This is a genomic window from Rhodovulum sp. PH10 (assembly GCF_000293785.1).
Taxonomy (GTDB): Bacteria; Pseudomonadota; Alphaproteobacteria; order Rhizobiales; family Xanthobacteraceae; genus Rhodoplanes.
Genome location: NZ_AKZI01000004.1, coordinates 17,270 through 42,906, shown reverse-complemented (window position 1 = coordinate 42,906; position 25,637 = coordinate 17,270). Strand labels below are relative to the sequence as shown.

The 25,637-nt window shown below is 70.9% G+C and carries 18 protein-coding genes; 5 read left to right on the top strand and 13 right to left on the bottom strand.

All coding sequences use genetic code 11. The features are described 5' to 3' along the window. Nucleotides 1-2: 2 nt before the first annotated feature. The 4 genes from A33M_RS00630 to A33M_RS00615 all read right to left on the bottom strand — a co-directional run bounded on the left by A33M_RS00630 (nucleotide 3) and on the right by A33M_RS00615 (nucleotide 10,794). Complete coding sequence (locus A33M_RS00630; protein ID WP_008382447.1) at nucleotides 3-620, bottom strand: flavin reductase family protein; 618 nt, start codon at nucleotides 618-620, stop codon at nucleotides 3-5. 3 nt (nucleotides 621-623) lie between these two features. Beyond that, nucleotides 624-1,988: an HAD-IIIA family hydrolase gene (locus tag A33M_RS00625; protein ID WP_008382446.1), complete on the bottom strand. Its 1,365-nt coding sequence runs from the start codon at nucleotides 1,986-1,988 to the stop codon at nucleotides 624-626. Then, nucleotides 1,985-2,596, bottom strand: a complete 612-nt coding sequence (locus A33M_RS00620) for a D-sedoheptulose 7-phosphate isomerase (RefSeq protein WP_008382445.1) — start codon at nucleotides 2,594-2,596, stop codon at nucleotides 1,985-1,987. Before A33M_RS00620 ends, A33M_RS00625 begins: the two co-directional genes overlap by 4 nt. A gap of 254 nt (nucleotides 2,597-2,850) precedes the next feature. Then, nucleotides 2,851-10,794 carry a hypothetical protein gene (locus tag A33M_RS00615; protein WP_008382444.1) on the bottom strand — a complete coding sequence of 2,648 codons (7,944 nt, stop codon included), beginning with the start codon at nucleotides 10,792-10,794 and terminating at the stop codon, nucleotides 2,851-2,853. 228 nt (nucleotides 10,795-11,022) lie between these two features. Between A33M_RS00615 and A33M_RS00610 the strand changes: the two genes are divergently transcribed. The 3 genes from A33M_RS00610 to A33M_RS00600 all read left to right on the top strand — a co-directional run bounded on the left by A33M_RS00610 (nucleotide 11,023) and on the right by A33M_RS00600 (nucleotide 12,904). Beyond that, the gene (locus tag A33M_RS00610; RefSeq protein WP_008382443.1) at nucleotides 11,023-11,328 is read left to right on the top strand and encodes a hypothetical protein; all 306 of its coding nucleotides are present in this window, start codon (nucleotides 11,023-11,025) and stop codon (nucleotides 11,326-11,328) included. 420 nt (nucleotides 11,329-11,748) lie between these two features. After that, complete coding sequence (locus A33M_RS00605) at nucleotides 11,749-12,045, top strand: Hpt domain-containing protein (protein WP_052026787.1); 297 nt, start codon at nucleotides 11,749-11,751, stop codon at nucleotides 12,043-12,045. A 538-nt stretch (nucleotides 12,046-12,583) separates the two neighbouring features. After that, a complete protein-coding gene (locus A33M_RS00600; RefSeq protein ID WP_040618730.1) occupies nucleotides 12,584-12,904 on the top strand; it encodes a 2Fe-2S iron-sulfur cluster-binding protein in 321 nt (106 codons plus the stop codon). Between the two features lie 58 nt (nucleotides 12,905-12,962). On the opposite strand, the gene A33M_RS00595 is transcribed toward A33M_RS00600, so the two are convergent. The 6 genes from A33M_RS00595 to A33M_RS00570 all read right to left on the bottom strand — a co-directional run bounded on the left by A33M_RS00595 (nucleotide 12,963) and on the right by A33M_RS00570 (nucleotide 21,521). Beyond that, a complete protein-coding gene (locus A33M_RS00595) occupies nucleotides 12,963-13,274 on the bottom strand; it encodes a type II toxin-antitoxin system RelE/ParE family toxin (RefSeq protein ID WP_008382439.1) in 312 nt (103 codons plus the stop codon). Nucleotide 13,275: 1 nt separating this feature from the next. Further along, on the bottom strand, nucleotides 13,276-13,548 hold the full coding sequence (locus A33M_RS00590; RefSeq protein WP_008382438.1) for a FitA-like ribbon-helix-helix domain-containing protein: 273 nt from the start codon (nucleotides 13,546-13,548) through the stop codon (nucleotides 13,276-13,278). A 93-nt stretch (nucleotides 13,549-13,641) separates the two neighbouring features. After that, complete coding sequence (locus A33M_RS00585; RefSeq protein ID WP_008382437.1) at nucleotides 13,642-15,513, bottom strand: [FeFe] hydrogenase, group A; 1,872 nt, start codon at nucleotides 15,511-15,513, stop codon at nucleotides 13,642-13,644. Between the two features lie 2 nt (nucleotides 15,514-15,515). Then, on the bottom strand, nucleotides 15,516-17,513 hold the full coding sequence (locus A33M_RS00580) for an FAD-dependent oxidoreductase (protein ID WP_008382436.1): 1,998 nt from the start codon (nucleotides 17,511-17,513) through the stop codon (nucleotides 15,516-15,518). Nucleotides 17,514-17,979: 466 nt separating this feature from the next. Next, nucleotides 17,980-20,229: a hypothetical protein gene (locus A33M_RS00575; RefSeq protein ID WP_008382434.1), complete on the bottom strand. Its 2,250-nt coding sequence runs from the start codon at nucleotides 20,227-20,229 to the stop codon at nucleotides 17,980-17,982. Nucleotides 20,230-20,426: 197 nt separating this feature from the next. After that, nucleotides 20,427-21,521, bottom strand: a complete 1,095-nt coding sequence (locus A33M_RS00570) for a YihY/virulence factor BrkB family protein (protein ID WP_008382433.1) — start codon at nucleotides 21,519-21,521, stop codon at nucleotides 20,427-20,429. 163 nt (nucleotides 21,522-21,684) lie between these two features. Here A33M_RS00570 and A33M_RS00565 point away from each other — a divergent pair, with 163 nt between their 5' ends. After that, the gene (locus A33M_RS00565; protein ID WP_008382431.1) at nucleotides 21,685-22,860 is read left to right on the top strand and encodes a vWA domain-containing protein; all 1,176 of its coding nucleotides are present in this window, start codon (nucleotides 21,685-21,687) and stop codon (nucleotides 22,858-22,860) included. Between the two features lie 336 nt (nucleotides 22,861-23,196). Here the strand turns inward: A33M_RS00565 and A33M_RS00560 are convergent, their stop codons facing one another. The 3 genes from A33M_RS00560 to A33M_RS00550 form a co-directional block, all read right to left on the bottom strand. After that, nucleotides 23,197-23,412 carry a GIY-YIG nuclease family protein gene (locus A33M_RS00560; RefSeq protein ID WP_008382429.1) on the bottom strand — a complete coding sequence of 72 codons (216 nt, stop codon included), beginning with the start codon at nucleotides 23,410-23,412 and terminating at the stop codon, nucleotides 23,197-23,199. Nucleotides 23,413-23,776: 364 nt separating this feature from the next. Continuing rightward, nucleotides 23,777-24,364 (bottom strand): Hpt domain-containing protein, encoded by a 588-nt coding sequence (locus tag A33M_RS00555; RefSeq protein WP_157223272.1) that lies wholly within the window; start codon nucleotides 24,362-24,364, stop codon nucleotides 23,777-23,779. Continuing rightward, complete coding sequence (locus A33M_RS00550; protein WP_008382427.1) at nucleotides 24,361-24,909, bottom strand: response regulator; 549 nt, start codon at nucleotides 24,907-24,909, stop codon at nucleotides 24,361-24,363. Before A33M_RS00550 ends, A33M_RS00555 begins: the two co-directional genes overlap by 4 nt. A gap of 167 nt (nucleotides 24,910-25,076) precedes the next feature. Here A33M_RS00550 and A33M_RS00545 point away from each other — a divergent pair, with 167 nt between their 5' ends. After that, nucleotides 25,077-25,562 (top strand): DUF411 domain-containing protein, encoded by a 486-nt coding sequence (locus tag A33M_RS00545; RefSeq protein ID WP_008382426.1) that lies wholly within the window; start codon nucleotides 25,077-25,079, stop codon nucleotides 25,560-25,562. Nucleotides 25,563-25,637: the final 75 nt, after the last annotated feature.

Below are 25,637 nucleotides of genomic sequence, written 5' to 3'. Positions count from 1 at the left end.
CGCTATTTCGGCCGCGACATCCGAAAAAACGTCTCCGGCGTCGCCTCGACATACTCGTCGCGATAGCCGGCCCGCATGATCGGGTGCGCAGCGCCGGTGTCGTAGGTGCCGTCGCGCAGGAATTCCGGGCGGATATGGACGCCGATCACCTCGCCGATCACCAGCCAGTGGTCGGCCGAGCGGCCGCTGCGGCCGATCAGCTCGACCACCTGGAGGAGCCGGCATTCGAGCGCGGCGGGGCTGGCGGCGACCCGCGGCGGGCGCACCAGCCGGCATGGTGCGGTCTTGAGCCCGGTGAGCGCGAACTCGTCGACCTCCGCCGGCACCGGCGCCGACGACAGGTTCATCGCCTCGGCGAGCGGGCGCGTCGCCAGATTCCACACGAACTCGCCGGTCGCCTCGGCGTTCGTCAGGCTGTGCTTCCGGGTGTTCGAGGAGAAGGCGATCATCGGCGGGTTGTCGCACACCGCATTGAAGAAGCTGTAGGGCGCGAGATTGGCGACGCCGTTCGCGTCGAGCGTCGAGATCCAGCCGATCGGGCGCGGCGCGACGATCGCCTTGAAGGGGTCGTGCGACAGGCGGTGGCCCGCCGACGGCTCGTAGAAATGGGTCTCGCTCATGGTTCAGGGGGCTCCTTCGCAGCAGGGTGGCGCGCGGTCGTCGGGGGTCGCTGTGGCCGGCGCTTTCGTCGGGCTCGGGCGGTTCGCCAGAACGAAATCCACCGCCGCGCAAATGTCGTCGAACATTTGGTCGGGCGCGTGCTCGGTGCCGGCCGGGCGTCGCTTGCCGGGGCGGCAGCCATGACCGGTGCGCACGCCGTAGCCGGGAATTCCGACGGCCTTGGCCGCGGCGATGTCGGAGAGATTGTCGCCGATCATGCAGGTGCGGGAGACGTCGATCGGCAGCTCGGTAAAGGCGCGGCGAAACGAGAGCGTGCCGGGCTTTCGGCACTCGCAGGGACCCACCAAAGCCGGCACCCCGCCGTGCGGGACGGGGCCCGGATGGTGCGGGCAGACATAGATGCGGTCGAGAAGCCCGCCTTCGGCGGCGAGGTGGGCCTCGAGCCGGCCGAGGATGCGGTCGAGCATCGCGAAGGTGATGTCGCCGCGGGCGATCTGCGCCCGGTTGGTGACCGCCACGGTGAGAAAGCCCGCTGCACGTGCGCGGGCGAGCGCCCGGCCGGCGCCGGGGATCGGCACGATGGCGTCGGGCGACAGCACGCCGCGGCTGCCGGCGTCCTCGTTGAGCACGCCGTCGACATCGACCATCAGGGCCGGTCGGAGCTTTGCCAGCCGCCGCGCCGCGGGGATGTGCGACGCGATGTCGTGGGCCGCCGCCTCGGCGGCCGCGGGGGTGTCCAGGCGGGAGACGTATTCCGGTGTCGGGTGGCAGGCGATGCTTGCGTGTCGTGCCAGCAGCGTTTGCAGCGCGGCCAGCGGGCCGCCGGTCTCGACGACGGCCGGGAGGGCACGCGGCGCGACGACGAAAATGCCGGCGGGGGAAAGATTGCGCTGGTCCTGCTTCTCCGGCCGGTCGGCCGGGAAGATTTGTGTCACGACCCCGTCGCGCTCGGCGATCAGGTCGCTTTCGCGGGGGTGGAGCGTCGGCTGCGCGACAACCGTGAGAGCGGCGGTCTGCGCGGCATGCGTCTGCAGGACGGGGCCGAGGGAAAGGTCGAAAAGCACCGGGCCGTCGATCAGCAGTACCGGCGTTCCGGCATCCCCCGCCGCGGCCCATCCGGCCGCCTCGGACAAGGTCGCAAAAACCTCGAACGGCGCATTGGGCACGGACGTGGCGACGATCGCCCGGATTTTTGCCGCCGCGCGATCCGGTGCGACGACGGCAATGCGTGTCACGACGTCTGCGGGCAAGGCGGCGATCTGCCGGGCGAGCAGCGGCACGCCTCCGAGCGACAGCGACACCGAGCGCGCATCGGCGAGCAGGATCGCCGGGACGGCGGCTTCCGGTGCGGCCGCGGCGGCCGTCACGGGGCGGCGGGCCCGAACAAAGCGTCCTCGACCAGCGTGCAGATCGCGTGCGCGGCGACGATGTGGATCTGCTGGATCAGCGGGGTCGCCGGGGTGGGGGCGGCGAGCAGATGGTCGCACAGCGCGGTCATCTCGCTGTCGCGATTGCCGGTGAAGCCCACGGTGGTGACGCCGATCTCCTTTGCCGCCCGCAGCGCCGCCAGCACATTGGGCGATTTTCCCGAGGTGGAGATCGCCAGAAACACGTCGCCCGGCCGGCCGAGCGCCCGCACTTGGCGCTCGAACAGGAGGTCGAAGCCGAAATCGTTGCCGACCGCGGTCAGCACCGAGGTGTCGGTGGTCAGCGCCACCGCCGGCAGCGGCGCGCGGTCGAAGTTCATGCGCGAGAGGAATTCCGCGGCGATGTGCTGGGCGTCGGCGGCGCTGCCGCCATTGCCGGCGACCAGGAGCTTGCCGCCGGCGCGGTAGGCCAAGGTCACCGCGTCGGCGATCGCCTGCACCGAGGCGAGCAGAGCGGGGTCGTTCGCGGCGCGGTCGAGCGCCTCGCAGGAGGCGCGAAAGTGCCCGGCGATGGTGTCCGCTGCGGTGCTTCTCGCGCGCTCGTCCATGGCTCGCTCCTCGGTGTCGGCGATCCCGCAATCCCACGTTCCGCCGTCGGCGTCACCAAGAAAGCGTGGCTTTTCCGAGCCGATGGGGCAGGGCGGCGGCCCAGGTGGCGCAGGCGGCGGGGCAGGCGGCCTTGCCGCTGCCGCGCGGTCCACCGAAAAGACCTCCAGAAACGCGAAGGAGCGCGCCCGTGGGCGCGCTCCGGTGGTCCCGTTCTCTGCGGACGCCTGTTATTCGAAGCTCACTCTATCGCGTTTCACTCGAACCGTCCCGCCGCGTGCGCCAGCATGGTGTAGACCTTGCCGGTCTCCGAGGTCAGGTAGGTGCGCGAGACGACCTGCCCGCGGTCGTTGCGGGAGACCTCCTCGAGCAGCCGCTCGAACTCGTCGATGTAGCGGTCGACGGTCTGCTTGAACTCCCGGTCGGCCCGGTAGCGCTTGCGGATCTCGTCGAACGTCTTCTGGCCCTGCATGGTGTAGAGCCGGCGGGTGAAGACGTTGCGCTCGCCGCGGTTGTAGCGGTCCCACAGCTCGGCGGCGGCGTCGTGGTCCATCATCCGGGCGATGTCGACCGACAGCGAGTCGAGCGACTCGATCGACCAGTGCGCCGAGCGGTCGTCCGGACGGCTCTCCTGCCGGGGCCCGGCACGCTCCGGCGCACGCTCCTCGCCCTCGTCCTCGCGCGAGGCGCGGGTGAGCAGGTCGGACAGCCAGCCGCCACCACGGGCAGCGGTCGCCGCCGGCTGGACCGAGGGGGCCGGCATCGGCGGCTCGCCGCGACGCGGCGGCTGCGGCACCGGTGAGACGGGCGGACCCATCGGCATCTCGGCGCGCGGCGAGGCGGCTTCCCGCATCGGCGGCATCGCCTGGCGGGCCGGCTCGGCGCGACCGCCGCCGCCGACCGCGACCAGCGCCGCCGGCTCCTCGCGATAGGCCCGGCGGGCCTGCTGCGCCGGCTGCTCGGCCGCCGCGGTGTCGATCGTGCGGCCGTGGCGGGCGACGATGCGGTTCAGCTCGGCCAAGGCCTCGATCTGGTCGACGATCACCCGCCGCATCTGGGCCGCGCTGTCGGCGGTCTCCTGCGGCAGCTCGAGGATGCCGCGCCGCAGCTCCTGGCGGGTGCCGTCGAGCTCCTGCTGCATCTCGGCGGTCATCTGCTTCATGTTCTGCAGCACTTCCGCGAACCGCTCGTTGGCGGCCTGCAGCATGCCCTCGGCCTCGTTCGAGGTCTGGCGGAACAGCGCGTGCGCCTCGTTCGAGGCCTGCTCGTAGATTCCGCGCAGGCTCTCGGCGGTGCGCTGGCGCTCCTCCTCGGCGGTGACCCGCACCTGCTCGTGGTTCTCGGCGATCGCCCGCGTGCTCTGCGAGCTCGCCTCGGCGACGACCCGGGCGATGTCGCGGGCGCGGCCCTCGGCGGCGGCGAGCGATTCCTCGAGCAGGCCCGAGAAGCGCTTGAGCCGCATGTCGAGGTCCTCGGTGCGGGCGTCGAGGGTGGCGACGATCGCGTCGAGCTCGCCGCGACGGTCGGACAAGGCCTCCTCGCTGCGCCGGTTCGAGCCCTCGATCAGGTCGACCATCTCGGTCAGCGAGCGACCGTGGCTGTCGAACTGCTCGACGATCGAGCCGAGCTCGCCGAGCACCTTGCTGCTGATGTCCTGGAACGAGCCGATATGGTCGTTGACCCGGTCGGTGGTGTCGTTGGTGCGGGCCAAGAGCTCGTTCATGGTGGTGACGAAGTCGGTCACCCGCGACGACAGGCCCTGCTCGATCGCGCCGAGATTGTCCTGGGCGCCGCCCAAGACCTCCTGGATCAGCGCATTGGCGTCACGCAGCCGCTCGAACAGCGCGGTGGTGTCGGAGCGCAGCATGCCGTGCGTCTCGAGGATTTCGGAGACGGTGGCGACCGCGGTCTCCTTCGACTGCTCGACCGCGCTGCGGGTGGCGTTCTGCAGCGTCTCGACCTGCTCGAGCACGATCGCGGTCGATTCCTCGACGCTGGTGCGGGTCGACTGCTGCAGCTCGTTCGCCTTCTGGGCGAACACCGTGGTGGTCTGGCCGACCACCATGCGGGTGGTGTCCTGCAGCTCGCGGGTCTTCTCGGTGAGCACCAGGGTCGACTGGCTCACCACGGCCTTGGTGGTGTCCTGCAGCTCCTTGGTGCGCTCGGTGAACACCGCGGTGGTCTGGCCGATCACGCTCTTGGTCAGCTCCTGCAGCTCGTGCGCCTTCTGGGTGAGGGCGGTGGTCGACTGTGTGACCGAGGTGCGGGTGGTTTCCTGCAGCTCCTGCAGCTTCTGGGTGAGCCCGGCGGCCGACTGGGCGACGGTGGTGCGGGTGATCTCCTGCCAGTCCTGCATCCGCTTGGTGAGCGTGGCGGCCGAGTCGGTGACCGCGTTGCGCGAGGTGTCCTGCAGGTCCTTCAGGCTCTTGTTGACGGAGTCGGTGGCCTTGGTGCTGGCCTCGGTGATCACCCGGGCGAGCTCGTTGGAGTTGTCCATCATCGCCTGGGTGAAGGCGAAGGCTTTGGCCTCGATCGACTTCACCGCGCTGTCGGTGACCCGCGTCATGCCGGCGGTGAACTCGCCGCCCTTGGCGGTCATCGCCGCGATCAGGACGCTGCTCTTCTCGTCGAGCACGGCGTTCAGCTCGCCCGAGCGCGTCTCGATCGCGCCGGCGATCTCCTCGGCCTTGCCGACGAAGGTGTCGGCGACCTCGGTGCCGACCCCGAGCAGGGTTTCCCGGACCTCGGCGGCATTGCGCTTCAGCGCCTCGCCGACGGTGTCGGACAGGCCGGTGAGCGTGCGCTCGAGCTCGCCGGCGTCGGTCCGCAGCGTGCCGGACAGGCCGCTGGTCGCGGTGGTGAGCACGCGCTCCACCTCGGCAGCGTCCCCGCGCAGCGTGCTGCTGACGTTGGACGACAGCGCGGTGAGGCTGCGCTCCACCTCGCCGGCGTCGTGGCGGAGAATGTCGCGCACGCCGGAGGAGACCGAGGTGAGGGTTTGCTCGATCTCGGCGGTGTCCTGGCGGATCACGTCGCGCACGCCGGCCGACACCGCCGACAGGGCGCGCTCGATCTCGGCGGAATCCCGGGCGAGCGTCTCGCGCACCTCGGTGAAGACGGTCGAGAGGGTGCCGGTCACGGTCGCGGTGACCGAGGTCAGCATCCGCTCGGCCTCGCCGACGTCGTTGCGGATGGTCTCGCTCAGGCCGTTGCCGACGCCCGACAAGGTGCGCTCGACCTCGGCGGCGTCGCGCCGCAGCGAGCCGCCGACCTCGACCGACAGCGTCGACAGGGTGCGCTCGATCTCGGCGGCGTCCTGCTTGAGGGTGCCGCTCACCTCGGCCGACAGGCCGGTGAGGGCGGTCTCGATCTCGGCGGTGTCCTGACGGATGCGGCCGCCGATCTCCTTGGAGACGCGGGTGAGGGCGTACTCGAACTCGGCCGCGTCGGTCTTCAGTGTGCCGCCGATGCCGGACACCACGCCGGTGAGCACCCGCTCGACCTCGGCGGTGTCCTGGCGCAGCGTGCCGCCGAGCGCGTCGCCGACCGAGCGCAGCAGCTGCTCGATGTCGGTGGCGTCGCGCCGCAGCGCCCCGCCGACCCCGGTCGCGGTGTCGGTGAGCAGCCGCTCGAGGGCGACCACGTCCTCCTTCAGGCTGCCGCCGACCGAGGCGGACACCGAGGCGAGGGTGTCGCGCAGGTCGTCGACCGCGGCCCGCAGCCGCTCGGTCGAGCCGTCGGCGGCGCGCACCAGGGCGGCCTCGGCCTCGGCCGCGCTGCCGCGCACCTGGCCGGTGGTGCTCTCGGCGAGCCGGCCGAGCGACTGCTCGGCGTCGCCGGTGGCCTGGCGGATCAGCTCGGCGAGCCGCTCCATCCGCTCGGCCAAGGCCTCGGTCGAGGTGCCGGTGCGGTCCTCGACGGTGCGGACGGCCTGCTCGGCGCGTTCGACCAGGAGGGCGGAGGCGGTGTCGCTGCACTGCTCGACGGTCCGGGCGACCGTCTCGGTGCGCTCGGCCAAGCGGTCGACCGCTGCGCCGGTGCGGTCCTCGACGGTGCGGACGGCCTGCTCGGCGCGTTCGACCAGGAGGGCGGAGGCGGTGTCGCTGCGCTGCTCGACGGTCCGGGCGACCGTCTCGGTGCGCTCGGCCAAGCGGTCGACCGCGGTGCCGGTGCGGTCCTCGACGGTGCGGACGGCCTGCTCGGCGCGCTCGACCAGGAGGGCGGAGGCGGTGTCGCTGCGCTGCTCGACGGTGTGGGCGACCGCCTCGGTGCGCTCGGCCAAACGGTCGACCGCGGCGGCGGTGCGCACCTCGAGGTCGGTGCCGAAGCCGTCGATGCGCTCGGACAGGAAGGTCGCGGCGGTGTTGCTGCGCACCTCGATGTCGCGGGCAAAACCCTCGAAGCGATCGTAGATGACGGTCGCGGCGGTGCCGGTGCGGTTCTCGATCTCGGTGGCCAGCGCCTGCACGCGGGCGGCGAAGGCGTCGGCACTGGCGCCGGTCGACTGCTCGACCTCGCGCACCAGCGTGCCGGTGCGCTCGACCAGCTGGTCGGTGGCGGCGCGGGTGCGGATCTCGATGTCGCCGGCCACGCCTTCGGCGCTGCCGCGCAGGAGGTCGGCGGCGGCTCGGCTGCGGGCGTCGATCTCGGCGGTGGCGCCGCCGATGCTGTCGACCAGCCGCTCGGCGGCCGCGCGGGTGCGGGCCTCGACGTCTGTGGTGACGCCCTCGGCGTTCTCGCGCAACAGGTCGGCGGCGCTGCGGGTGCGGACCTCGATGTCGCCGACCACGCCGTCGACGCTGCCGCGCAGGAGGTCGGCGGCGGCGCGGCTGCGGGCGTCGATCTCGTCGGTGGCCCCGCCGATGCTGTCGACCAGCCGCTCGGCGGCCGCGCGGGTGCGGGCCTCGACGTCGGTGGTGACGCCCTCGGCGTTCTCGCGCAACAGGTCGGCGGCGCTGCGGCTGCGGATCTCGATCTCGCCGACCACGCCGTCGACGCTGCCGCGCAGGAGGTCGGCGGCGGCGCGGCTGCGGGCGTCGATCTCGCCGGTGGCCCCGCCGATGCTGTCGACCAGCCGCTCGGCGGCCGCGCGGGTGCGGGCCTCGACGTCGGCGGTGACGCCCTCGGCGCTGTCGCGCAACAGGTCGGCGGCGGTGTGGGCGCGCTCGTCGATGGTGGCGGTGGCCCCGCCGATCGTCTGCACGAGCTGGTCGGCGGCGCTGCGGGCGCGCACCTCCACCTCGGTGGTGACGCCCTCGGCGCTGTCGCGCAGAAGCTCGGCGGCGGCGCGGGTGCGCGTCTCGATCTCGGCGGAGACCTCGCCGATCCGGCCGACCACGCGGTCGGTGGCGGCGGCGCTGCGGCTCTCGAGGTCGGCGCTCACGGTCTCGGCGCGGCCGAGCAGGCGGTCGGTGACCGCCTGGACGCGGCCCTCGATGTCGCCGGCGATGGTGCCGGCGCGCTCGACCAGGCGGTCGGTCGCCGACTGGCTGCGGAACTCGATGTCCGACGCCATCCCGCCGATCCGGCCGACCATCTCCTCGACGGCGGTGCGGCTGCGGGTCTCGACGTCGGTGGTCGCCTCGCCGAGCCGGCCGGCGAACAGGTCGGCGGCGCTGCGGCTGCGGCTCTCGATGTCGGCGGCGACCTGCTCGGCGCGGCCGAGCATCGCCTCGGCGGCGGCGGTGGTGCGGGTCTCGACGTCGGCGGTGACCGCGGCGGTGCGGTCGAGCAGGGTTTCGGCGGCGGCGCGGGTGCGGCCGTCGATGTCGGCGGTGAGCGCCTCGGCGCGGCCGAGCAGCGTCTCAGCGGCGCTGGTGGTGCGGCTCTCGACGTCGGCAGCGAGGGTTTCCGCCCGGCCCAGCAGGAGGTCGGCGGCGGCCTTGCTACGCGTCTCGATGTCGCCGGTCAGCGCCTCGGCGCGGCCGATCAGGAGCGCCTCGAGGCGGACGATGCGGTCGTCGAGGGCGACCGTCACGCCGTCGGCGCGGCTGCCGAGATTGGTGTCGATCTCGGTCATCTTGGTCGCCACCGCCTCGACCAGCCGGTCGCCGCCGGAGGCGATGGTGTCGGTGATCTCGTCGATCCGCCGCTCGAGCGCGGCGACCACCTCGCGGCTGCCGTCGCCCATCGACTTGCCGATCTCGGCGACCCGCGCGGTCAGGGTCTCGCCGATCGAGACGGTGCGCTGGTCGAGCGCCTCCTCGAAGCGGACCAGGCGGCTCTCGAGGACGTCGGCGATCTCGGTGGAGCGGGTGGCCACCCGCGCGTCGAAGGTCTCGACATAGGTCTTCAGGCTGTCGTCGACGTCGCGGGTGCGCTCGCCGATCCGCTCGACGATCTCGCCGCCATAGGTCTTCACGGTGCGGTCGAACTCGGCGAGGTGGCGGGTGATCAGGCTGGCGAGCGTCGCGCTGTCGCGGCCGATCCGCTCGGCCAGCTCGTGGCCGCCGGTGTTGAACATCTCCTCGAAGGCGGCGAGCCGCTCGGCGAGCATGTCGCGCACCTCGTCGCCGCGCGAGCCGAGCTGGTCGGCCAGCCGGCCGGTGCCGGTCGAGAGGATCTCCTCGAAGGCGCCGACCCGCTCGGCGAGCAGGTCGCGCACCTCGTCGCCGCGCACGCCGATGGTGTCGGCCAGCGCCTGGGCGCTCTCGGTGAGGGTGCGGGTGAAGGTCTCGCCGCGCTCGTCGAGGCTTTCGCTGACGCGCGCGCCGGTCTCCTCGAGCTTGGAGACGATGTCGCTGCCGCGCAGGCTGAGGTCGAGCACGATCGAGTCGCCGGTCGCCTTGAGGGTGTCGTTCACCTCGTCGACCCGCTCGGCGATGGTGTCGGCGATCTGGGTCGAGGTCTCGACCAGCGTGCCGGCGATCGCGTCGGACTGCTCCATCACCATGCCGGTGATCTCGCGCGAGCGCGACTCCATCAGCTCGACCAGCGAGATGGTCTTCTGGGCGAAGTCGTCGGCCACCCGGTCGAGCCGGCCGCCGACCATCTCCTGCATGTTGTCGGCGATCTCGACGATGGCGTCGTTGAGGTGGCCGGTCTTCAGGTTGATGCCGTCGGTCAGGCGGTCGCTGACCGTCTCGATGGCGCGGGTCGCCTCCTCGCTGGTGCGCTCGAGCCGCTCCAGGAGGTCGCCGCCGCGCTCGCCGAGCGTCGTGATCATCCGTTCGCCGGCGGTGCCGAGCGCCGCGGTGATGGTGTCGCCCTTGTCGGTCAAGGCCTTGGTGATGCGCTGCGAGACCTCGTCGAAGCGCTCGCCGACCATCTCCGAGACGTTGAAGATGTCGTTCGACAGATCGAGATGGACGTTGGAGAGCGCGTCGCGCACCTGCTCGGCCTCGCCGACCAGGGTCTCGCGCTGCTGGGCGATGCCGTCGAGCAGGGTGCGGATGCGCAGCTCGTTGTCGTTGTAGGCGCGCTCGAGGGCGGCGACCTCGTTGTTGACGAGCGCTTCCAACTCGACTGCGCGGGCGATCGCGCGCTCGACGCCGTCGCCCATCGCGGCGACCTCGCGGCGGATCGCCTGGCCGACGCTCACCACGGAGTCGTAGGCGACGGTCTCCGGCTCGGCGAAGCGCATCGCGGCGCGCGTCATCGCCTGGGCGACGATGCGCAGCTCCTGCGAGCGGGCGACCATGTGGGCGAGCACGAAGAAGAACACGATCGGCGCGCCGAGCGCGGTGGCGATGCCGAAGGCGAGCGGCACCGCGGCGGAGCCGGCGATCATGGCGCCGATCTCGCTCCAGTAGCCGAGCACGATGCCGATCGCGGCGATCGCCCAGGCGGCGGCGAACAGGCCGGCCACCATGTAGGGCGTGCGGGCGGGGCGCCGCTGCAGCGTCTGCAGCACCTGGCCGATCGTCTCGCGGTCGTCGTTGGCGGCGGGCGTCAGGGCATCGGCGACCCGGCGCGGCGGCTCGGGAAAGGGGCGCGGGTCGAAGTCGGCGGCGTCGTCGTACTCCGCCCGGCGGTCGTACTCCGCGCGGGGCGGGGGGGCGAAATCGGCGTCGGCGGTGTCGGGCAGGGCGAGGCGATCGCGGCGCGGCTCCGGCGGCGGACCGGCCGGCTCCTCCGAGGTCGGGCCGGTGGCGTCGGGGTCCTGGGCGGCCTTGCGCTCGCCGCCCATGTTCAACGCCTCCTGGATCGCCGACAGAGCGACCTCGGTCGGATCCTGAGCCTTCTTCGGATTGTTCGCCATGTCGATCGATGCCTCGTACAATACGCTGAACAGGACTGAGGCCCTGTGGACGACCCGGACCGCCGCGCCACCGCGCGCAGACACGACCCGGCCCCAGGTGGGAACGATATGCCGCTGGGATTCCCCCCTGTGGTCACGCTATCCTACCCAGCGCGCAGCATCCGGGAAACCGAGTTGGTAACCCTTTTTTAATCATCGTTAACGGCGCGTCACGCGGAAGGTGTGTCAATGCCGAAGCCGCTCGCCAAGGACGTTCCCCTGGTACCTCACCATCCCGAGGGCGACAATGTGGCGCCGGTGCGGCCGTCCGAGCCGCAGCGCCGCTACCTCGAGCGCGGCCTGACAGAGCCCGGCGGCAAGCTGCCGCTGTTCGACGGCGAGGGCCGCTCGGTGCCGCGCAAGACGGTGGAGTCCTGCGTGGCGCACGGCTGGGCCACGCCGTGGTTCGACAACCCGCTCAAGCCGGACTGGCTGGTGTGCCGCCTCACCCCCGCAGGGTACCGGATTCTCGGGCGGATTCCGCCCGGCGCGTGAGGGTGGGGCAGGGGCTCGACGGGCCGTGACCGGCCGCGCCGGCCGGTTCGAGTCGTCCCCTGCTTTTTGGTCCGCGGCGCCTTTTTTCCACAGGCGGGACGGCCCGGCGAGCCGGCGGCGCGAGGTCGCGTCGCGGGCAGAGAATCCCTTTACCACGAAGAAAAATCCCCCGGCATTTACCGTAAGAACAGAGTCTCCGTGGCATCCTCGCCGGCAAAGAAAAGCGTGCAGGGGCGTTAGATGCAGGAACGATATCGGGAGGGCCGCCGCCCGGCGGCTCCGCCCGCGCCACGGCCCTCGGTCTCGGCGGCCGGGGTAGGGGCAGGGGCAGGGGCAGGGGCAGGGGCGGGAGCAGGGGGAGCGGCACCCGACGAGAGCGTTTCGCGGGCCGCGATCATCGATCACGCACACTTGTTCCGGATGACGCTCGGCGACGCCGCGCTCCAGCGCGAGGTCTTGGAGCTGTTCGACCGGCAGATCGTGCTTCTGACCGACCGCATGCACACCGCGCCGCCGGCCGCCGTCGCGACGCTCGCGCACACGCTCAAAGGCTCCGCCCGCGGGATCGGCGCGTGGGCCCTGGTGAGCGCTGCCGAGGCGGTGGAAAGCGCGGTGGCGCAAGGGGATGACCCCGCCGAGCCGCTGCACCGGCTGGCCCTCGCGGGGCATGCGGTGCGGGCGGCGATCGCCACTCTCCGGCGCGCCGCCGCGTCCTGATCTCGGTCGGCGATGCCGCCGCCGCGGTGGCGTAAAACCGCGCGCGGCATCACGATGCGGCAGAGTGAAGCGAGCGGAGCGCGCACCTTGTGGTTCGGCGCCGATGGCCTATCTTTCGAAGTGAAGCTGGACGAGCCCCCCCTCCCCCCTCACATCGTCCGGCGGACAGTGGCCCCGGTCAAAAGCCGGGGCCATCTGATTCACGGGCCGTCTCGGCGTTTTGGGGATCGTCACGATGGCCGGACGTCGCCATGTCGAGCCGACATGGCGTGGAGCGCTGTCGGCGGGTCCGGCGTCGCCGACTGTCCGATGTCGCCACGATGTCGCCGGCGGTACGATGTCGCCGACCGTCCGATGCGGCCGGCCGACCGTGGTGCCCGGCGAGCCTGATCGGCCGAGCCGAGGCCTTGGACCGGGACGCGGGACCGGGACGCGGGACCAGGACGCGGCTTGATCGAGGCGGGGGAGCGATTAGAAAAGGCACCGCCGGCCGCGCCGGCGCCCGCCCGTCCGTCCTTCCCCGATGATCTCGAACGCCATGGCCAAGATCACCTTCGTCGACTCTTCCGGAACCGCCCGCACGGTCGAGGCCCAGCCCGGCGCCACCGTGATGGAAGCCGCGGTGAAGAACGGCATCCCCGGCATCGACGCCGAGTGCGGCGGCGCCTGCGCCTGCGCGACCTGCCACGTCTATGTCGACGAGGTTTGGCGCGACAAGGTCGGCGCGCCGGGGGCGATGGAGGAGGACATGCTCGACTTCGCCCACGAGGTGCGGCAGAGCTCGCGCCTGTCCTGCCAGATCAAGGTGACCGAGGCGCTCGACGGCCTGGTGGTGCAGACCCCCGAGCGGCAGGCCTGACCTCTTCTCGGTTTCGTCCGCACGGCCCTGCCGTGACCGGGCCGCCGGCACCCGACGATCAGTGCCGTTCCGTGCCGAACCACGTGGTCGGGTCGCGATGACCCTCCAGAATGTCGATCACCTCGAACGCGTCGTCGACATAGCGAAAGAAGATCACGTAGCCCTTGAACGGGAAGCTGCGGATGGCATAGCCGAGCTCGGGCCGTGACCGCCCGAGCGTCCCGGGAAGGCCGGCGAGATGGTGACATTTCGCGCGCAGCTCGGTGACGAAGCGGAGCGCCGTGGGGAGGCTGCCGGTCTCGCGTGCAAGATGCTCGAGGAGATTGACGAGGTCCCGCTCGACCGAGGCGAGGAACCGCGCGCGGCGCACGTCAATACCCTTGCTTTGCCAGCTCGTCCGCCTTGGCCGCGAGCGCAGCGTCGAGCTGCGCGTCGGAGACGGTGCCGCCGTGCTCGATCGATGCCTGGAGCGTCGCCCGCAGCCGGGCGAGTTGCGCGTCGTGCAGCGCGGCGGCGTCGGCCGAATAGGCGGTCTCCAGCAGCCGGCGCACCTCCTCCTCGACCGTGAGGCCGCGATCGGCCGCCCGCCGCTCGATGACGGCGACCACGGCGTCCGGAAGATCGGTGACGGTGAGCGCTTTCATGGGCCGACCTCCCTCCTGTGCGAGGATCGACCCCAACGCTACCACACGCGCCCCGCGCGGCAATGCTGCGCGGACGCGTCGTGGCAGGCCACCTCAATACACCTTGCCGCCCATCTTGATGTCGGCCCACACCTCGCGGACCGTCTGGGTCATCTCGATCTTGCGGTCGGTGTACCAGGTGTGCAGCAGGTGGTGCGCCTTCTCGGAGTCCGGCTCGCCGAGATAGTCGCGATAGAGCGCCTGCACCTGCTCGTTCCTGTGCGACTGGCGCACCGCCTTCTTGCGGTCGATGCCGAACAGGGTTTCGCGGCGCTTGAGTGCGTGTGGCAGATACGCCTTCTTCGAGCGCAGCGTGCCGCCGCCGTCGACGCAGCCGCCGGGACACGCCATGATCTCGATGAAGTCGAGGTCGGACTTTCCGGAGCGCACCAGCTCGACGATCTGCCGGGTCGGCTTCAGCCCGTGGCACATGGCGATCTTCACGTCGCCGATCTCGCCGCCGAGCGCGACGGTCGCCGTGCGCACGCCCTCGAAGCCGCGCAGCTCCTCGATCTCGACGTGCTCCAGCTCCTTCCCGTTGACGACGAAATACATTGTGCGGATCGCCGCCTCCATCACGCCGCCGGTGGTGCCGAAGATCGCGCCGGCGCCGGAATACTCGCTCATGTACGGGTTGTCGAAGCCGGACGGCTCGAGCGACTTCAGGTCGATGTGCTCGCGCTGCAAGAGGCGGGCGAACTCGCGCGTGGAGAGCACCACGTCGACCTCCGGCACGCCGTCGTGCGACAGCTGGCGGCGGGCGATCTCGTCCTTCTTGGCGATGCACGGCATCACCGAGATCACCCGGATCTTTTTCGGGTCGATCCCCATTTTCTCCGGCAGATAGGTCTTGGCGAGCGTGCCGACGCACTGCTGCGGCGACTTGGTCGACGACAGCATCGGGATGATGTCGGGATAGTGCCGCTCGACGAAATTGATCCAGGCCGGGCAGCACGAGGAGAAGGTCGGCCGCTGCTTCTTCTTCAGCCGGTGCAAGAGCTCGGTGCCTTCCTCCATGATCACGAGGTCGGCGCCCCAATTGGTGTCGAGCACGATGTCGGCGCCGAGCATGCGCAGCGCGGTGATGATCTGGCCCTCGACATTGGTGCCGGGCGGCAGCCCGAACTCCTCGCCGAACCCGACCCGGACGGCGGGGGCGAACTGCACCACCGTGATCAGCTCGGGGTCGTACATCATCTCCAGCGCGCGGTCGGTCTCGTCGCGCTCGCCGAGCGCGCCGGTCGGGCAGACCAGCACGCACTGGCCGCAGGTGACGCATGCGGAGTTTTTCTGCGTGAGCCCGTAGCGCAGCCCGACCGCGGTCTCGAGCCCGCTGCCGGTCTGGATCAGCGCGTCGACGCCCTGGCCGTCGCGGCAGATGGCGATGCAGCGCTGGCAGCGGATGCAACGCTGCATGTTGCGGATCAGCGCCGGCGAGGAATCGTCGACCGGGCGGGCGGCGACGCGGGCGGGATCGAAGAAGCGGTTCTGCGTCAGCCCGACGAACTGGGCGACGTCCTGCAGGTCGCATTTTCCGTGGCGGATGCAGGTGGCGCAATCCTGGTCGTGGTCGGCGAGCAGAAGCTCGACCTGCAGCCGCTGCATCGCCCGCAGCGCCGCGGTGCGGGTCCTGATCTCGATCCCGTCCTCCATCGGCGTGGTGCAGGAGGTGACGAGATGGGTCTTGCTCGAGCCCTTGGTCCTGATCTCGACCAGGCAGACGCGGCAGGTGCCGGGCGTGTGGTCGATGTCGGCGAGCTCGCACAGGGTGGGGATGTAGACGCCGTGGCGGCGGGCGCATTCGAGAATGCTCTCGCCCGCCCGGCCGGTCACCGGCTGGCCGTTGATGGTGGCCGAGAGCTCGCGCGCGGTGGTGTCGGTCGCGGTGGCGCCGGCCGGGGCGGCCGAAACGTCGGAGGAGGTCATCGTCAGGCTCCGTTCGCGATCGGGTTCTCGGTGATCACCGAATAGGTGCGGTAGCAGCGCATGCAGCGCTTGGCCTCGCGGTAGGCCTGCTCGGGCGTGATGGTCTGCTCCACCTCCTCGAACATCAGCTTGCGCACTTCCGGATCGAGCTCGGGGTGGTGGACGCGGTATTGCGGCTTCACGGGCACCTCGACGGCGTCGTCGGCGAGCATCTGGTTGTCGTTGAGCAGGTCGCGCATGCGCGAGCGCGGCTGGAAGCAGACATGGCCCTTGCGGATCCAATCGTCGATCGAGCGCGCCGCCTTCAGCCCGTTGGCCATCGCGTGAATGAGCGTCGAGGGGCCGGAGGCGCAGTCGCCGCCGGCAAAGACGCCGGGGCGCGAGGTAGCGAGGTCGGTCGGGTCGACCTTGACGCAGTTCCACTGGTCGAGCGCGACCCGGTCGTCGGCCCTGAGCGTCTCGGCGCGCACCTGCTGGCCGATCGCGGCGATCAGCGTGGTGCAGGCGAGCACGCGCTCGGTGTCCGGCACCGGCTCGACGCCGCGCCGGCCGCGGCCGTCGGCGATGGTTTGGCGCATCGCGCCGATCGCGACGCCGGTGATGCGGTCGTCGTCGGTGACGATCTTCACCGGGTTGGTGAGGAAGTGGAAGATCACGCCTTCCTTCTCGGCGGCCTCGACCTCCTCGCGGTCGGCCGGCATGTCCTCGCGGGTACGGCGATAGACGAGGTGCACCTTGGCGGCGCCCATCCGCAGCGCCGAGCGGGCGCAGTCCATCGCGACATTGCCGCCGCCGACCACCACGACGTCGCCGTAGAGCGTCACCTTGCGGGTGCCGGCGACGTGGTCGTGCACGTCGAGCAGGAAGGCGATGCCGGACTTGTAGCCGGCGGTCAGCGGGTCCTCGCCCTCGACGCCGAGCCGGGTGCCCTGCTGGCAGCCGATCGCGAGGAACACGGCACGGTATCCGCGGGAAAACAGGTCGTCGATGCCGTAGTCGCGGCCGAGCGCCTTGTTGAAGACGAAGCGGCCGCCGAGCTCGGTGATGATGTCGGTCTCGGCGTGCAGCACCTTCTTGGGCAGGCGGTAGCTCGGAATGCCCATCGCCGCCATGCCGCCGGGCTCCTGCATCGCCTCCAGGATGTCGACGTGATAGCCGTGCAGCAGCAGGTGGTAGGCGCACGAGATGCCGGCGGGGCCGGCGCCCACCACCGCGACGCGCATGTCGGCGCCGAGCGGCTGGGCGATCAGCTCGCGGCCGAACCGCAGGGCGTTGTCGCCGGTCTGCTGCTCGGCGACGTAGCGCTTCAGCGTCTTGATGCCGACCGCCTCGTCGACCATCTTGCGCCGGCACGCCATCTCGCAGAACCGCACGCAGACGCGCCCGCAGGTGGCGGCCATCGGGTATTTCTGCAGGATGACGCCGAGCGAGTGCTCGGGCTTGCCGTCGCGGATGTAGTCGATGTAGCGCGGCACGTTGATGCGCGAGGGGCAGGCCTCGATGCAGGGCGCCGTCATGTAGGCGAGGCCGTGCTGCTCGGGCTGGGGCCCGCGCTCGATCTCCGCCTCGATCACGTCGCGAAAATCGCGCAGCGCGGTGAGCAGCGACTTGGCGCAGGTCTGGCCGAGGCCGCACATCGAGGTGGCGGTCATCTGGTCGGCGATCGTCTCGATGCCGTCGAGCCCGAGCGGGGGCGTCTCGCCGCGGCGCAGCGCGTCGAGCGCGTCGCGCACCAGCACGGTGCCCATCCGGCACGGCGTGCACTTGCCGCACGACTGGTCGGCCGCCTCCACCATCTGCCGCCACAGCGCGTCGATCAGGCTGACGGTCGGGTCGAAGATGAAGAAGCCGCGGTCGCCGAAGAACGCGCGGATCCGGTTGCCGTCGTCGAACTCGTCGAAGTTCTTCAGCACCGGGAAGGCGTTGTGCGCGCTCCTCGAGGTATCGTCGCGATAGTCGAAGACGACGCCGTCCCAGGCGCCGTAGCTGACCTCGGTCATGATGGGTCCACTGTGTGGGGAGGGCGCCGGCGGGGGTCGCGGTCGCCGGGGCGGCCGGCGAATGCCGGACCGATCCCGTGGACGAACGTGCAGAATCCGAAACGCCCGGCCGCCGTCGACACGGCCGTCTCGACGACCGATGAGCGGTGGCAGAGCGGCATCGCGGGCTCCGGCTCTCGCTGGGTGAACCGGCGTGGCCGGTCCGTCGGACGTAGCAGCGTTACGAGCTGTGACGCCGAAACCCGGAACCTGACAATACGGAATTTCCGCAAGGCGGCTCCGCATTCCGAAGACCGTTTTCCCGCGGTCGCGCCGGACGTTTCGTTTCGCGCCTTTTCGCGCGAAGGCGTGGCCGGGCCGGAGAGGGACGAGGGAGGGGCGACGCGTCGCCTCGGGGACGAGTCCCCGCCGGGGCGAGTCCCTCCGGGACTAGTCCCGCCGGGACGAGTCCCCGCGGACGAGTCCGTCAGCGCAGCGGCGGCAGGGTTTGGGGCGGCACCGCCGGCTGCACCACGCCGGGCGGGGTCGGGCCGGACGGCATCGTTGCGGGCGGCAGGGCACCGCCGGCGCCGGGCGGCAGCGGCGCGGACGAGGGGGCGGGCAGGGGGGCCGGCAAGGGGGCGGGCAAGGGGGCGGGCAGCGGCGCGGCCAGCACCGCGTCGTAGTCCGGCTGCGGGATGTTCAGCACCGCGCGGGCACCGGCGACGGCGGCGTCGGCCATCGCGGCGTGGCCCTCGGCGGTCGGGTGGATCGCGCCGCCATAGACGGCCGACAGGATGCCCCAGGTGGCGTCGTGCAGGTCGCTCGGCTGCAGGGTCGCCGACACGCCCTCGGGAAAGGTCATCGCGGCGAAGTAGCTGTCGTTGGCGGTGCGGATCCAGCGCGCCCGCGAGGCGTAGGGGCGAAAATCGCTCGGCCGGGCGCCGCACACCAGCGGGGCGGTGGCGCCTTCCACGGGGCTCGTCTCGAAGCTGTCGCCGGTCTCCGAGAAGCAGTTGCGGTCGAACGGCGGGTCGTCGATCGAGCGGGCGCACACGCCGTGGCTGGCAAAGGCCGGCTGGTGGGCGTCGACGAAGGTCATGCGCTCGTGCGCCGGGTCCTTGCAGACGACGCCGCCGGAGCAGGTGGCGAGCGCCTTGAGCCGCGGAAAGAAGCCGTTCTGCACGAAGCGCGAGATCGGCCCCAGGCGATCGCCGTCGAGGCCGAAGGCGGGGTGCACGTCGAAGCCGTCGCGGCTGGTGCGGCACGCCCCGCCGTTCGGGTCGAGCGCCGGGTGCCCGTAGGACACGTAGACGACGCGGCGCAAGTCGCCGCCGACCAAGTGCTTCAGCGCGCCGCGCAGCTTGTAGAACGAGGTCGGCAGGGTGACGTCGATGCCGTTCTGCGCCTCCTCGACGCTGCCGATGATGCCGGCGCGCCCGAGCAGGGTGCGCTCGGCCGGCGCCTGGATCATCACGTCGGCGACCAGGCCGGAGAAGTCGATGTCGTTGGCGCCGACGGTGAGGAACAGGAGGTCGAGGTCGCGGTCGGCATGGGTTTTTCGCGCCCGCTTCAGGAGCTCGCGCAGCTGGCCGAGCTGGCCGGGCACACTCGACGGGCAGGACTGCGAGCCGGAGGTGCCGCAATTCAGCTCGCGCGCCTCCTGGCTGCCGAACAGGCCCGCCTCGATGGTGGCGCCGCTGCAGGCGAGCGGCAGGAAGGTGACGGCGATGCGCGGGTTCTCCACCGCGAGCGCCAGCGCGGCGCGCAGCTGGTAGCCGTAGAGCGAGCGGTGGCACGGCGCGCTCATCCAGCGGGCGGCGAGCTTCGACCAGGCCGAGCGGTCGGTCGCGGCGGCGGAGCGGCCGCTGTCGCACGCCTTGTCGCCCTTGTAGCCGGCGCGGCCGGGCCGGAAATACTCCGAGCGGCCGGTGCCGATGAAGCGGCGGAAGCAGAAGCCGTCGTCCGAGAGGACCACCGGCCGGTCGGGATTGCCCTCGCCGGCGGCGATCGAGTCGCCGAGCCCGGCGACGAGGTAGTCGTGAACGAGGATTTCGGTGGTGGCGCGGCGCGGCACGCCGTCCGCTCCGGTGACGTCGACGGTGGCGACGGTCGGGCGGCCATAGGCGACCCGGAGATTGACCGGCTCGCGGCACGACACGGCGACCGAGCGCGGCAGGCTGTCGCCGTCCTCGAAGGTCCAGCTGCAGGTCGCCGCGGGGTCGACCGTGCCGATCAGCCGCGCCTCGATCCGGTGATCGGCCGGGTCGAGATAGTTTTCGCGCACGCCGTCGCGCACGCAGGTCTCGGTCACCCGGCCGGCGGTGTCGGTGCACAGCCGCACCACGGTGTCGCGGGCCCAGCCGCGTCCGCCGGTCTCGGCGGCGAGCGTTTGTTCGGCGGCGAGCACGGTGCGGCCGCGCTCGGCGGACACGTGGCGCAAGAAATCCTTCTCGTCGCGGAAGAGGCGGAAGCGGTTCTTCACCTGCCAGTCGATCGCCACACCGACCGCCGGCTCGAGCGGCAGCGGGCCGCCCTGGGCGGGCGCCGCCGCGGGGTCGGAGGCGGGCGGCCGCGGCGCGTCGGGGGCCGGCGAATAGGACTGGTCGCCCGGCGAAACCGCGGCAGGCGGAGCGGGGGCGATCTGGGCGGCTGCCGGCAAGGCGACGACGAGCGCGAGCCCCGCGAGAAGCACCGGAACCGGCCCGGCTGCCTGCCGCCATCTCCGCATCACCATCGTCGCCACTCCGTCGGCGGGAACAATCCCGGCCCGTCGCGACGCCCCGTGCGCCGCCCGGCCGCCGCCGGCGTTCGGCCGGGTGCGCCTCTTCTATACGTCGGGAAGGCAGGATCAGGGCAGAACGATGGTCTCCCGACGATCCGTTTTCACAGGCGGCCTCGCAGACGGCGGAGGGACGGCGGCGCGACGCTCGCTCAGGCGGCGAGCCGTTCGCCGAGCTTTTGACGCGGCACCGAGGGGTCCTGATACTCCAGCTCGTCGTCGACCTCTGCTCCGAGCAGCACCACGATCACCGAGATCCAGATCCACGTCATGAAGCCGACGGCCGCGCCGAGCGTGCCGTAGGTCTTGTCGTAGCTGCCGAAATTCGCCGCGTACCAGGAAAAGAGCACGGACGCCGCGAGCCACAGCAGCGAAGCGGTGGCACTGCCCCAGGTGATCCAGCGCCAGCGGGCGACGGTGCGGCTCGGCCCGAACCGGTAGATCGCCGCGAGCGCGAGCGAGAGCACCACCAGGAGAGCCGGCCAACGGCCGAGCTTCAGCGCCAGCTCGACCTGACCGTCGAGCCCGACATAGCCGAACACCACCGGCAGCACGACCACCGCGCCGAGCGCGCAGAGGATCAGCAGGATGGCGGCGAGCGTGAAGCCGAGCGAGACGAGATTGAGCTTGAAGAAGCCGCGCGTCTCCTTCTCGCCGTAGACGATGTTGAGGGCGTCGAACAGCGCCTTCATGCCGGCATTGGCGCTCCACAGGGCGGTGCCGATGCCGATCAGGAAGGTGACGCCGAGGCTGGTGCGGCCGTGCTCGGCGATCCGGTGGAGCTGGCTGCCGACCACCTCCATGGCGCCGCCCGGCAGCACGTTCGAGAGGGCGTCGAGCTGGTCGGCGAGGGAGGTCGGGTCGGTGAACAGACCGTAGATCGACACCAGCGCGGCGATCGCCGGAAAGATCGCCAGAAGCGCGAAGAAGGTCACGCCGCCGGCGATCGAGGTCACCCGGTCCTCGCTCATCCGGCCGAACACGCCCTTCAGGACCTCGAACCAGCCGCGCACCGGCGCGTCCTTCGCGGTCTTGCCGGCGAATTCCGGGCGGTCGAGCCGCTCGGCCCCCTCGTCGCGGGCGCGGTTGCCGATGCCGTCGCCCTCGGCCGGCGGCTTTTGCGGCGGCGCGTCGGTGCGGGCGGCGAAGGCGACCAGCGCGGCGGAGGCCGCCAGCATCACCAGCGACAGGCCGACGCGGCGGCCAGAAAGCGGGGCGGGGGAGTGGGCGGGGGCGGGCTCGTGCATGATCCGTGTTCGTCTCGCGGCACCGGCTCAACGGGGCCCGAGGCGCGCCGGTTCCCTCCGGGATCGTGCGTCGCGGGCCGCTCGACCGCCGCGCGCGGCCCCCCTAAACTCGCGCCGGATACCGATGCGCTCGCCGCGCGCCCCGTTCGGAGAGGACGAAACCATGTTCGTCGGCTTCTTCCATGCCCTCAAGCGCGCCGGCGTGCCGGTGACGCTGCGCGAGTATCTGTCGCTGATGGAGGCGATGGACGCCGACCTCGCCGAGCGGCGGATCGAGAGCTTCTACTATCTCGCGCGCGCCGTGCTGGTGAAGGACGAGCGCAATCTCGACAAGTTCGACCGTGTTTTTGCGAGCGTGTTCAATGGGTTGGAGACGGCAGGCGAGGCGCTCGAGGCGGCGATCCCGGCCGAATGGCTGAGAAAGCTCGCGGAAAAATACCTGACCGAAGAAGAGAAGGCCGAGATCGCGGCGCTCGGCGGCTTCGACAAGCTGATGGAGATGCTGAAGCAGCGGCTCGCCGAGCAGAAGGAGGCGCATCACGGCGGCAACAAATGGATCGGCACCGGCGGCACCTCGCCGTTCGGCGCCTATGGCTACAATCCGGAAGGCGTGCGGATCGGCCAGGAGGGCAACCGCAATTTTCGCGCGGTGAAGGTGTGGGACAAGCGCGAGTTCAAGGACCTCGACGACACCGTCGAGCTCGGCACCCGCAACATCAAGGTGGCACTGCGCCGCCTGCGCAAGTTCGCCCGCACCGGCGCGCCGGAGGAGCTCGATCTCGACGGCACCATCAAGGGCACCGCGCACAAGGGCTATCTCGACATCCACATGCGCCCCGAGCGCCACAACGCGGTGAAGGTGTTGGCCTTCTTCGACGTCGGCGGCTCGATGGACTGGCACATCGCGCAGACCGAGGAGCTTTTTTCCGCCGCGCGGCTCGAGTTCAAGCACCTCGAATATTTCTACTTCCACAACTGCCTCTACGAGCGGGTGTGGAAGGAGAACGCCCGGCGCTGGGAGCAGGCCACCCCCACCTTCGACGTGCTGCACACGTTTCCGAGCGACTACAAGGTGATCGTGGTCGGCGACGCGGCCATGAGCCCGTACGAGATCCTGCTGGCTGGCGGATCGGTCGAGCACATGAACGAGGAGCCGGGGCAGGTGTGGCTCGAGCGCTTGACGCGCACCTATCCGGCCTGCGTGTGGCTCAACCCGACGCCCGAGGACCAGTGGGAGTACACGCAGTCGATCAAAATGGTGCGCCAGCTGATGGGCGGCCGGATGTATCCGCTCACGCTCGACGGCCTCGACCGGGCGATGCGCGAGCTGGTGAGGTGATGGGGGGAGGGAAGATACGGTGATCGGACGCTTGTGAATCCATCGACGTTGCCCGATCTGCCGAATCTCCTCCGTCATGCGCGGGCGAAGACCCGCGCATCCATCGTTTTCGAGAGAAAGACTTTTGCCGGATGGATGGCCGGGTCACGGCGCTGCGCGCCGGCCCGGCCATGACGGCGGTGGAACGGGTGGTGGGGTCACGGCTTTCCGCTGGCCCGGCCATGACAGCGTGAACTGTCGGGGCGGGCGCCACGACGCTCAACCGCAAATCTCGTCGTAAAGGTCGCGCCAATCGGGGTTCGCCGACACGATCAAATCGACCTTACACTCCCGCGGCTAGTGCTTGATGTTCTTCTCCCGCTGGAGCGCTGGTGGCGCGGTGTCGTACCGCTCGAAATAGACCAACGACTTCACGGCGTACCGCCTGGTGAAGCCGGCGACCGTCCCTTCGCGGTGCTCGTAAACGCGCCGGATCAGATCGCTCGTGACGCCGACATAGAGCGTGCCGCCCGGCCGGCTTGCGAGGATGTAGACCCAGAAAGATCTGGCCATCGGGCGGCCACCCGTGTTCTTCGATTCTCACGAGAACAATGGTACCTGAATACAATAGCTCAATTTCTTCCGTCATGCGCGGGCGAAGACCCGCGCATCCATCGTTTTCGCGAGAAAGACTTTTTGCCGGATGGATGGCCGGGTCACGGCGCTGCGCGCCGGCCCGGCCATGACGGCGGTGGAACGGGTGGTGGAGTCACGGCTTTTCGCTGGCCCGGCCATGACGGCCGATCGGCTGGCTCGCGTGCCGAGCGCGTCGGGTGCGCGAAGGCGCATTGCGCCGCGGGCACGCCCCACCGTGCCTGACGAGGCGTGCGCACGCTGCGCTTTGCGCACGCTACTCGAATAGACCCTGCAAGAAGTCTCACCGCGGCGCGGTGGGCGGGGCGTCGTCATCATCGAGGGGGGCGCCGATGTCGCGCAAGAAGGCGTCGGAGACCTCGCGCAACCGGGTCACCAGAGCGCGGGCGGTGGCATCGGCGGCCGGCGCGTCGTGCTCGCGCACGATCGCCCGCACCGCGTCGACGTGCTGGTCGACCAGCACCAGCGGGATGCGGCTGCCCTCGGGCGTCCGCTCGATCAGCCGGCACAGGCCGGCGGCCGCCTCCGCCGCCAGCGGAAAGCCGAAAGTCGCGGCCTGGCCCTTGATGTCGTGGGCGGCGTGAAACAGCTCGGTCCGGCGCGCCGCATCGAAGCCCTGCGCGGCGATCGCCCGGCGGGCGGTGTCGAGCCGCTCGCTCTCGCTCGCCATCCAGTCGGCGAACTCGCCCGACAGCGCCGCGAGCGCCTTCTCGGCGGCGGCGACCGGGTCCTCGGCGCCCGCCTTCGCCGGCCCCTGCGCCCATGCCTTGCGCAGCACGTTGCGCGGCACGATCACCTCGTGGTCGGCGAATTTCTCCACCGACGCCGGCGGTTTTCCGCCCGCCCCGGCGCCCTGGCGTCCCGTGCTCACTCGGTCACCTTCACGCGCTCGAACAGCGCCTGCTGCGGGATCACCTCGGCCTTGCCGGACCCCTTGCGGCGCTCGACGCCGACATAGTTCGGGTTCACCAGCCGCCGGCGGTCCGGCCCGAAATAGGTCTTCGTCTTGATGAACGGCCGCGGGTTCACCACCACCGTGATGATGCGCTGATAGAGCGCGTTGGCCGAGATCGGCTTGGCCAGGAACTCGGTCACGCCGCAGTCGCGCGCGGCCATCACCCGCTTCTTCTCGGAGTGGCCGGTCAGCATGATGATCGGCACGTAAGGATTGGCGTTGGCGCCCGGCTGACGGATCATCTGGGTGAGCTCGAGCCCGTCGAAGATCGGCATCGCCCAGTCGGTGATCACGATGTCGGGGATGTTGTGGGTGAAGGCTTCCAGGCCGGCCGCGCCGTCCTCCGCCTCGTACACCTCGCGCGAGCCGAACCCGTGCAGCAGCGTGCGGATGATCCGCCGCATGTGCATGTTGTCGTCGATCAACAGAAACCGCAGCCGGTTGAAGTCGATGCGGACCATGGTTTCCCTGCGCGGGAGGGCGCCGACGCGCCGTGGGCTCACCGCCGAGAGTGATCGAGAAATTTTAACGAAACGTTGAACATGGCGCCCAGAAAAAACCGCGCTGCTCGTGTCCAAGCGTGCGGCCGGCGGTCCGATTCGACCGGCCCGGAAGCGAAGGATCCTGCATGCCGATTCTCTCCCGCCGCGCGATCTCCGCCCTGATCGGCGGAGCCGTGACCGCCGTCGTCGCCAGTCTCCTCCAGGTCCGCGCGCTCGGCGCCAAGCCGCTGCCGCACGTCACCGTGCACAAGGACCCCTCGTGCGGGTGCTGCACCGCCTGGGCCCGCCATCTCGAGCAGGACGGCTTCTCGGTCACGCTGGTCCAGCAGGACGACATGATGCGGGTGAAGGCGAGGCTCGGCGTGCCGGACGACCTGCAGTCGTGCCACACGGCGGAGATCGGCGGCTATGTGGTCGAGGGCCACGTGCCGGCCATCAGCGTGCGCCGGCTGCTCGCCGAGGCGCCGCAGGCGACCGGCCTCGCGGTCGCCGGCATGCCCGGCGGCTCGCCCGGCATGGAAGGCGGCGAGCCGGAAGAGTACGAGGTGGTGCTGTTCGGCCCGACCGGCCGCCGCACGTTTGCGCGCTATCGGGGCACCACCGCGATCTGACGGGACTCGTCCCGGGGGGACTAGTCCCGGGGACTCGTCCCCGGGGACGAGTCCCCTTCGATTTTTCCGTTCGGT

Bases quoted from the DNA above. Each gene is read 5' to 3' on its own strand.
- A33M_RS00615 (WP_008382444.1), bottom strand. From the start codon at position 10,794: ATGGCGAACAATCCGAAGAAGGCTCAGGATCCGACCGAGGTCGCTCTG.
- A33M_RS00545 (WP_008382426.1), top strand. From the start codon at position 25,077: ATGCCGATTCTCTCCCGCCGCGCGATCTCCGCCCTGATCGGCGGAGCC.
- A33M_RS00570 (WP_008382433.1), bottom strand. From the start codon at position 21,521: ATGCACGAGCCCGCCCCCGCCCACTCCCCCGCCCCGCTTTCTGGCCGC.
- A33M_RS00630 (WP_008382447.1), bottom strand. From the start codon at position 620: ATGAGCGAGACCCATTTCTACGAGCCGTCGGCGGGCCACCGCCTGTCG.
- A33M_RS00610 (WP_008382443.1), top strand. From the start codon at position 11,023: ATGCCGAAGCCGCTCGCCAAGGACGTTCCCCTGGTACCTCACCATCCC.
- A33M_RS00565 (WP_008382431.1), top strand. From the start codon at position 21,685: ATGTTCGTCGGCTTCTTCCATGCCCTCAAGCGCGCCGGCGTGCCGGTG.
- A33M_RS00560 (WP_008382429.1), bottom strand. From the start codon at position 23,412: ATGGCCAGATCTTTCTGGGTCTACATCCTCGCAAGCCGGCCGGGCGGC.
- A33M_RS00550 (WP_008382427.1), bottom strand. From the start codon at position 24,909: ATGGTCCGCATCGACTTCAACCGGCTGCGGTTTCTGTTGATCGACGAC.
- A33M_RS00585 (WP_008382437.1), bottom strand. From the start codon at position 15,513: ATGACCTCCTCCGACGTTTCGGCCGCCCCGGCCGGCGCCACCGCGACC.
- A33M_RS00620 (WP_008382445.1), bottom strand. From the start codon at position 2,596: ATGGACGAGCGCGCGAGAAGCACCGCAGCGGACACCATCGCCGGGCAC.
- A33M_RS00590 (WP_008382438.1), bottom strand. From the start codon at position 13,548: ATGAAAGCGCTCACCGTCACCGATCTTCCGGACGCCGTGGTCGCCGTC.
- A33M_RS00600 (WP_040618730.1), top strand. From the start codon at position 12,584: ATGGCCAAGATCACCTTCGTCGACTCTTCCGGAACCGCCCGCACGGTC.
- A33M_RS00575 (WP_008382434.1), bottom strand. From the start codon at position 20,229: ATGGTGATGCGGAGATGGCGGCAGGCAGCCGGGCCGGTTCCGGTGCTT.
- A33M_RS00605 (WP_052026787.1), top strand. From the start codon at position 11,749: ATGACGCTCGGCGACGCCGCGCTCCAGCGCGAGGTCTTGGAGCTGTTC.
- A33M_RS00580 (WP_008382436.1), bottom strand. From the start codon at position 17,513: ATGACCGAGGTCAGCTACGGCGCCTGGGACGGCGTCGTCTTCGACTAT.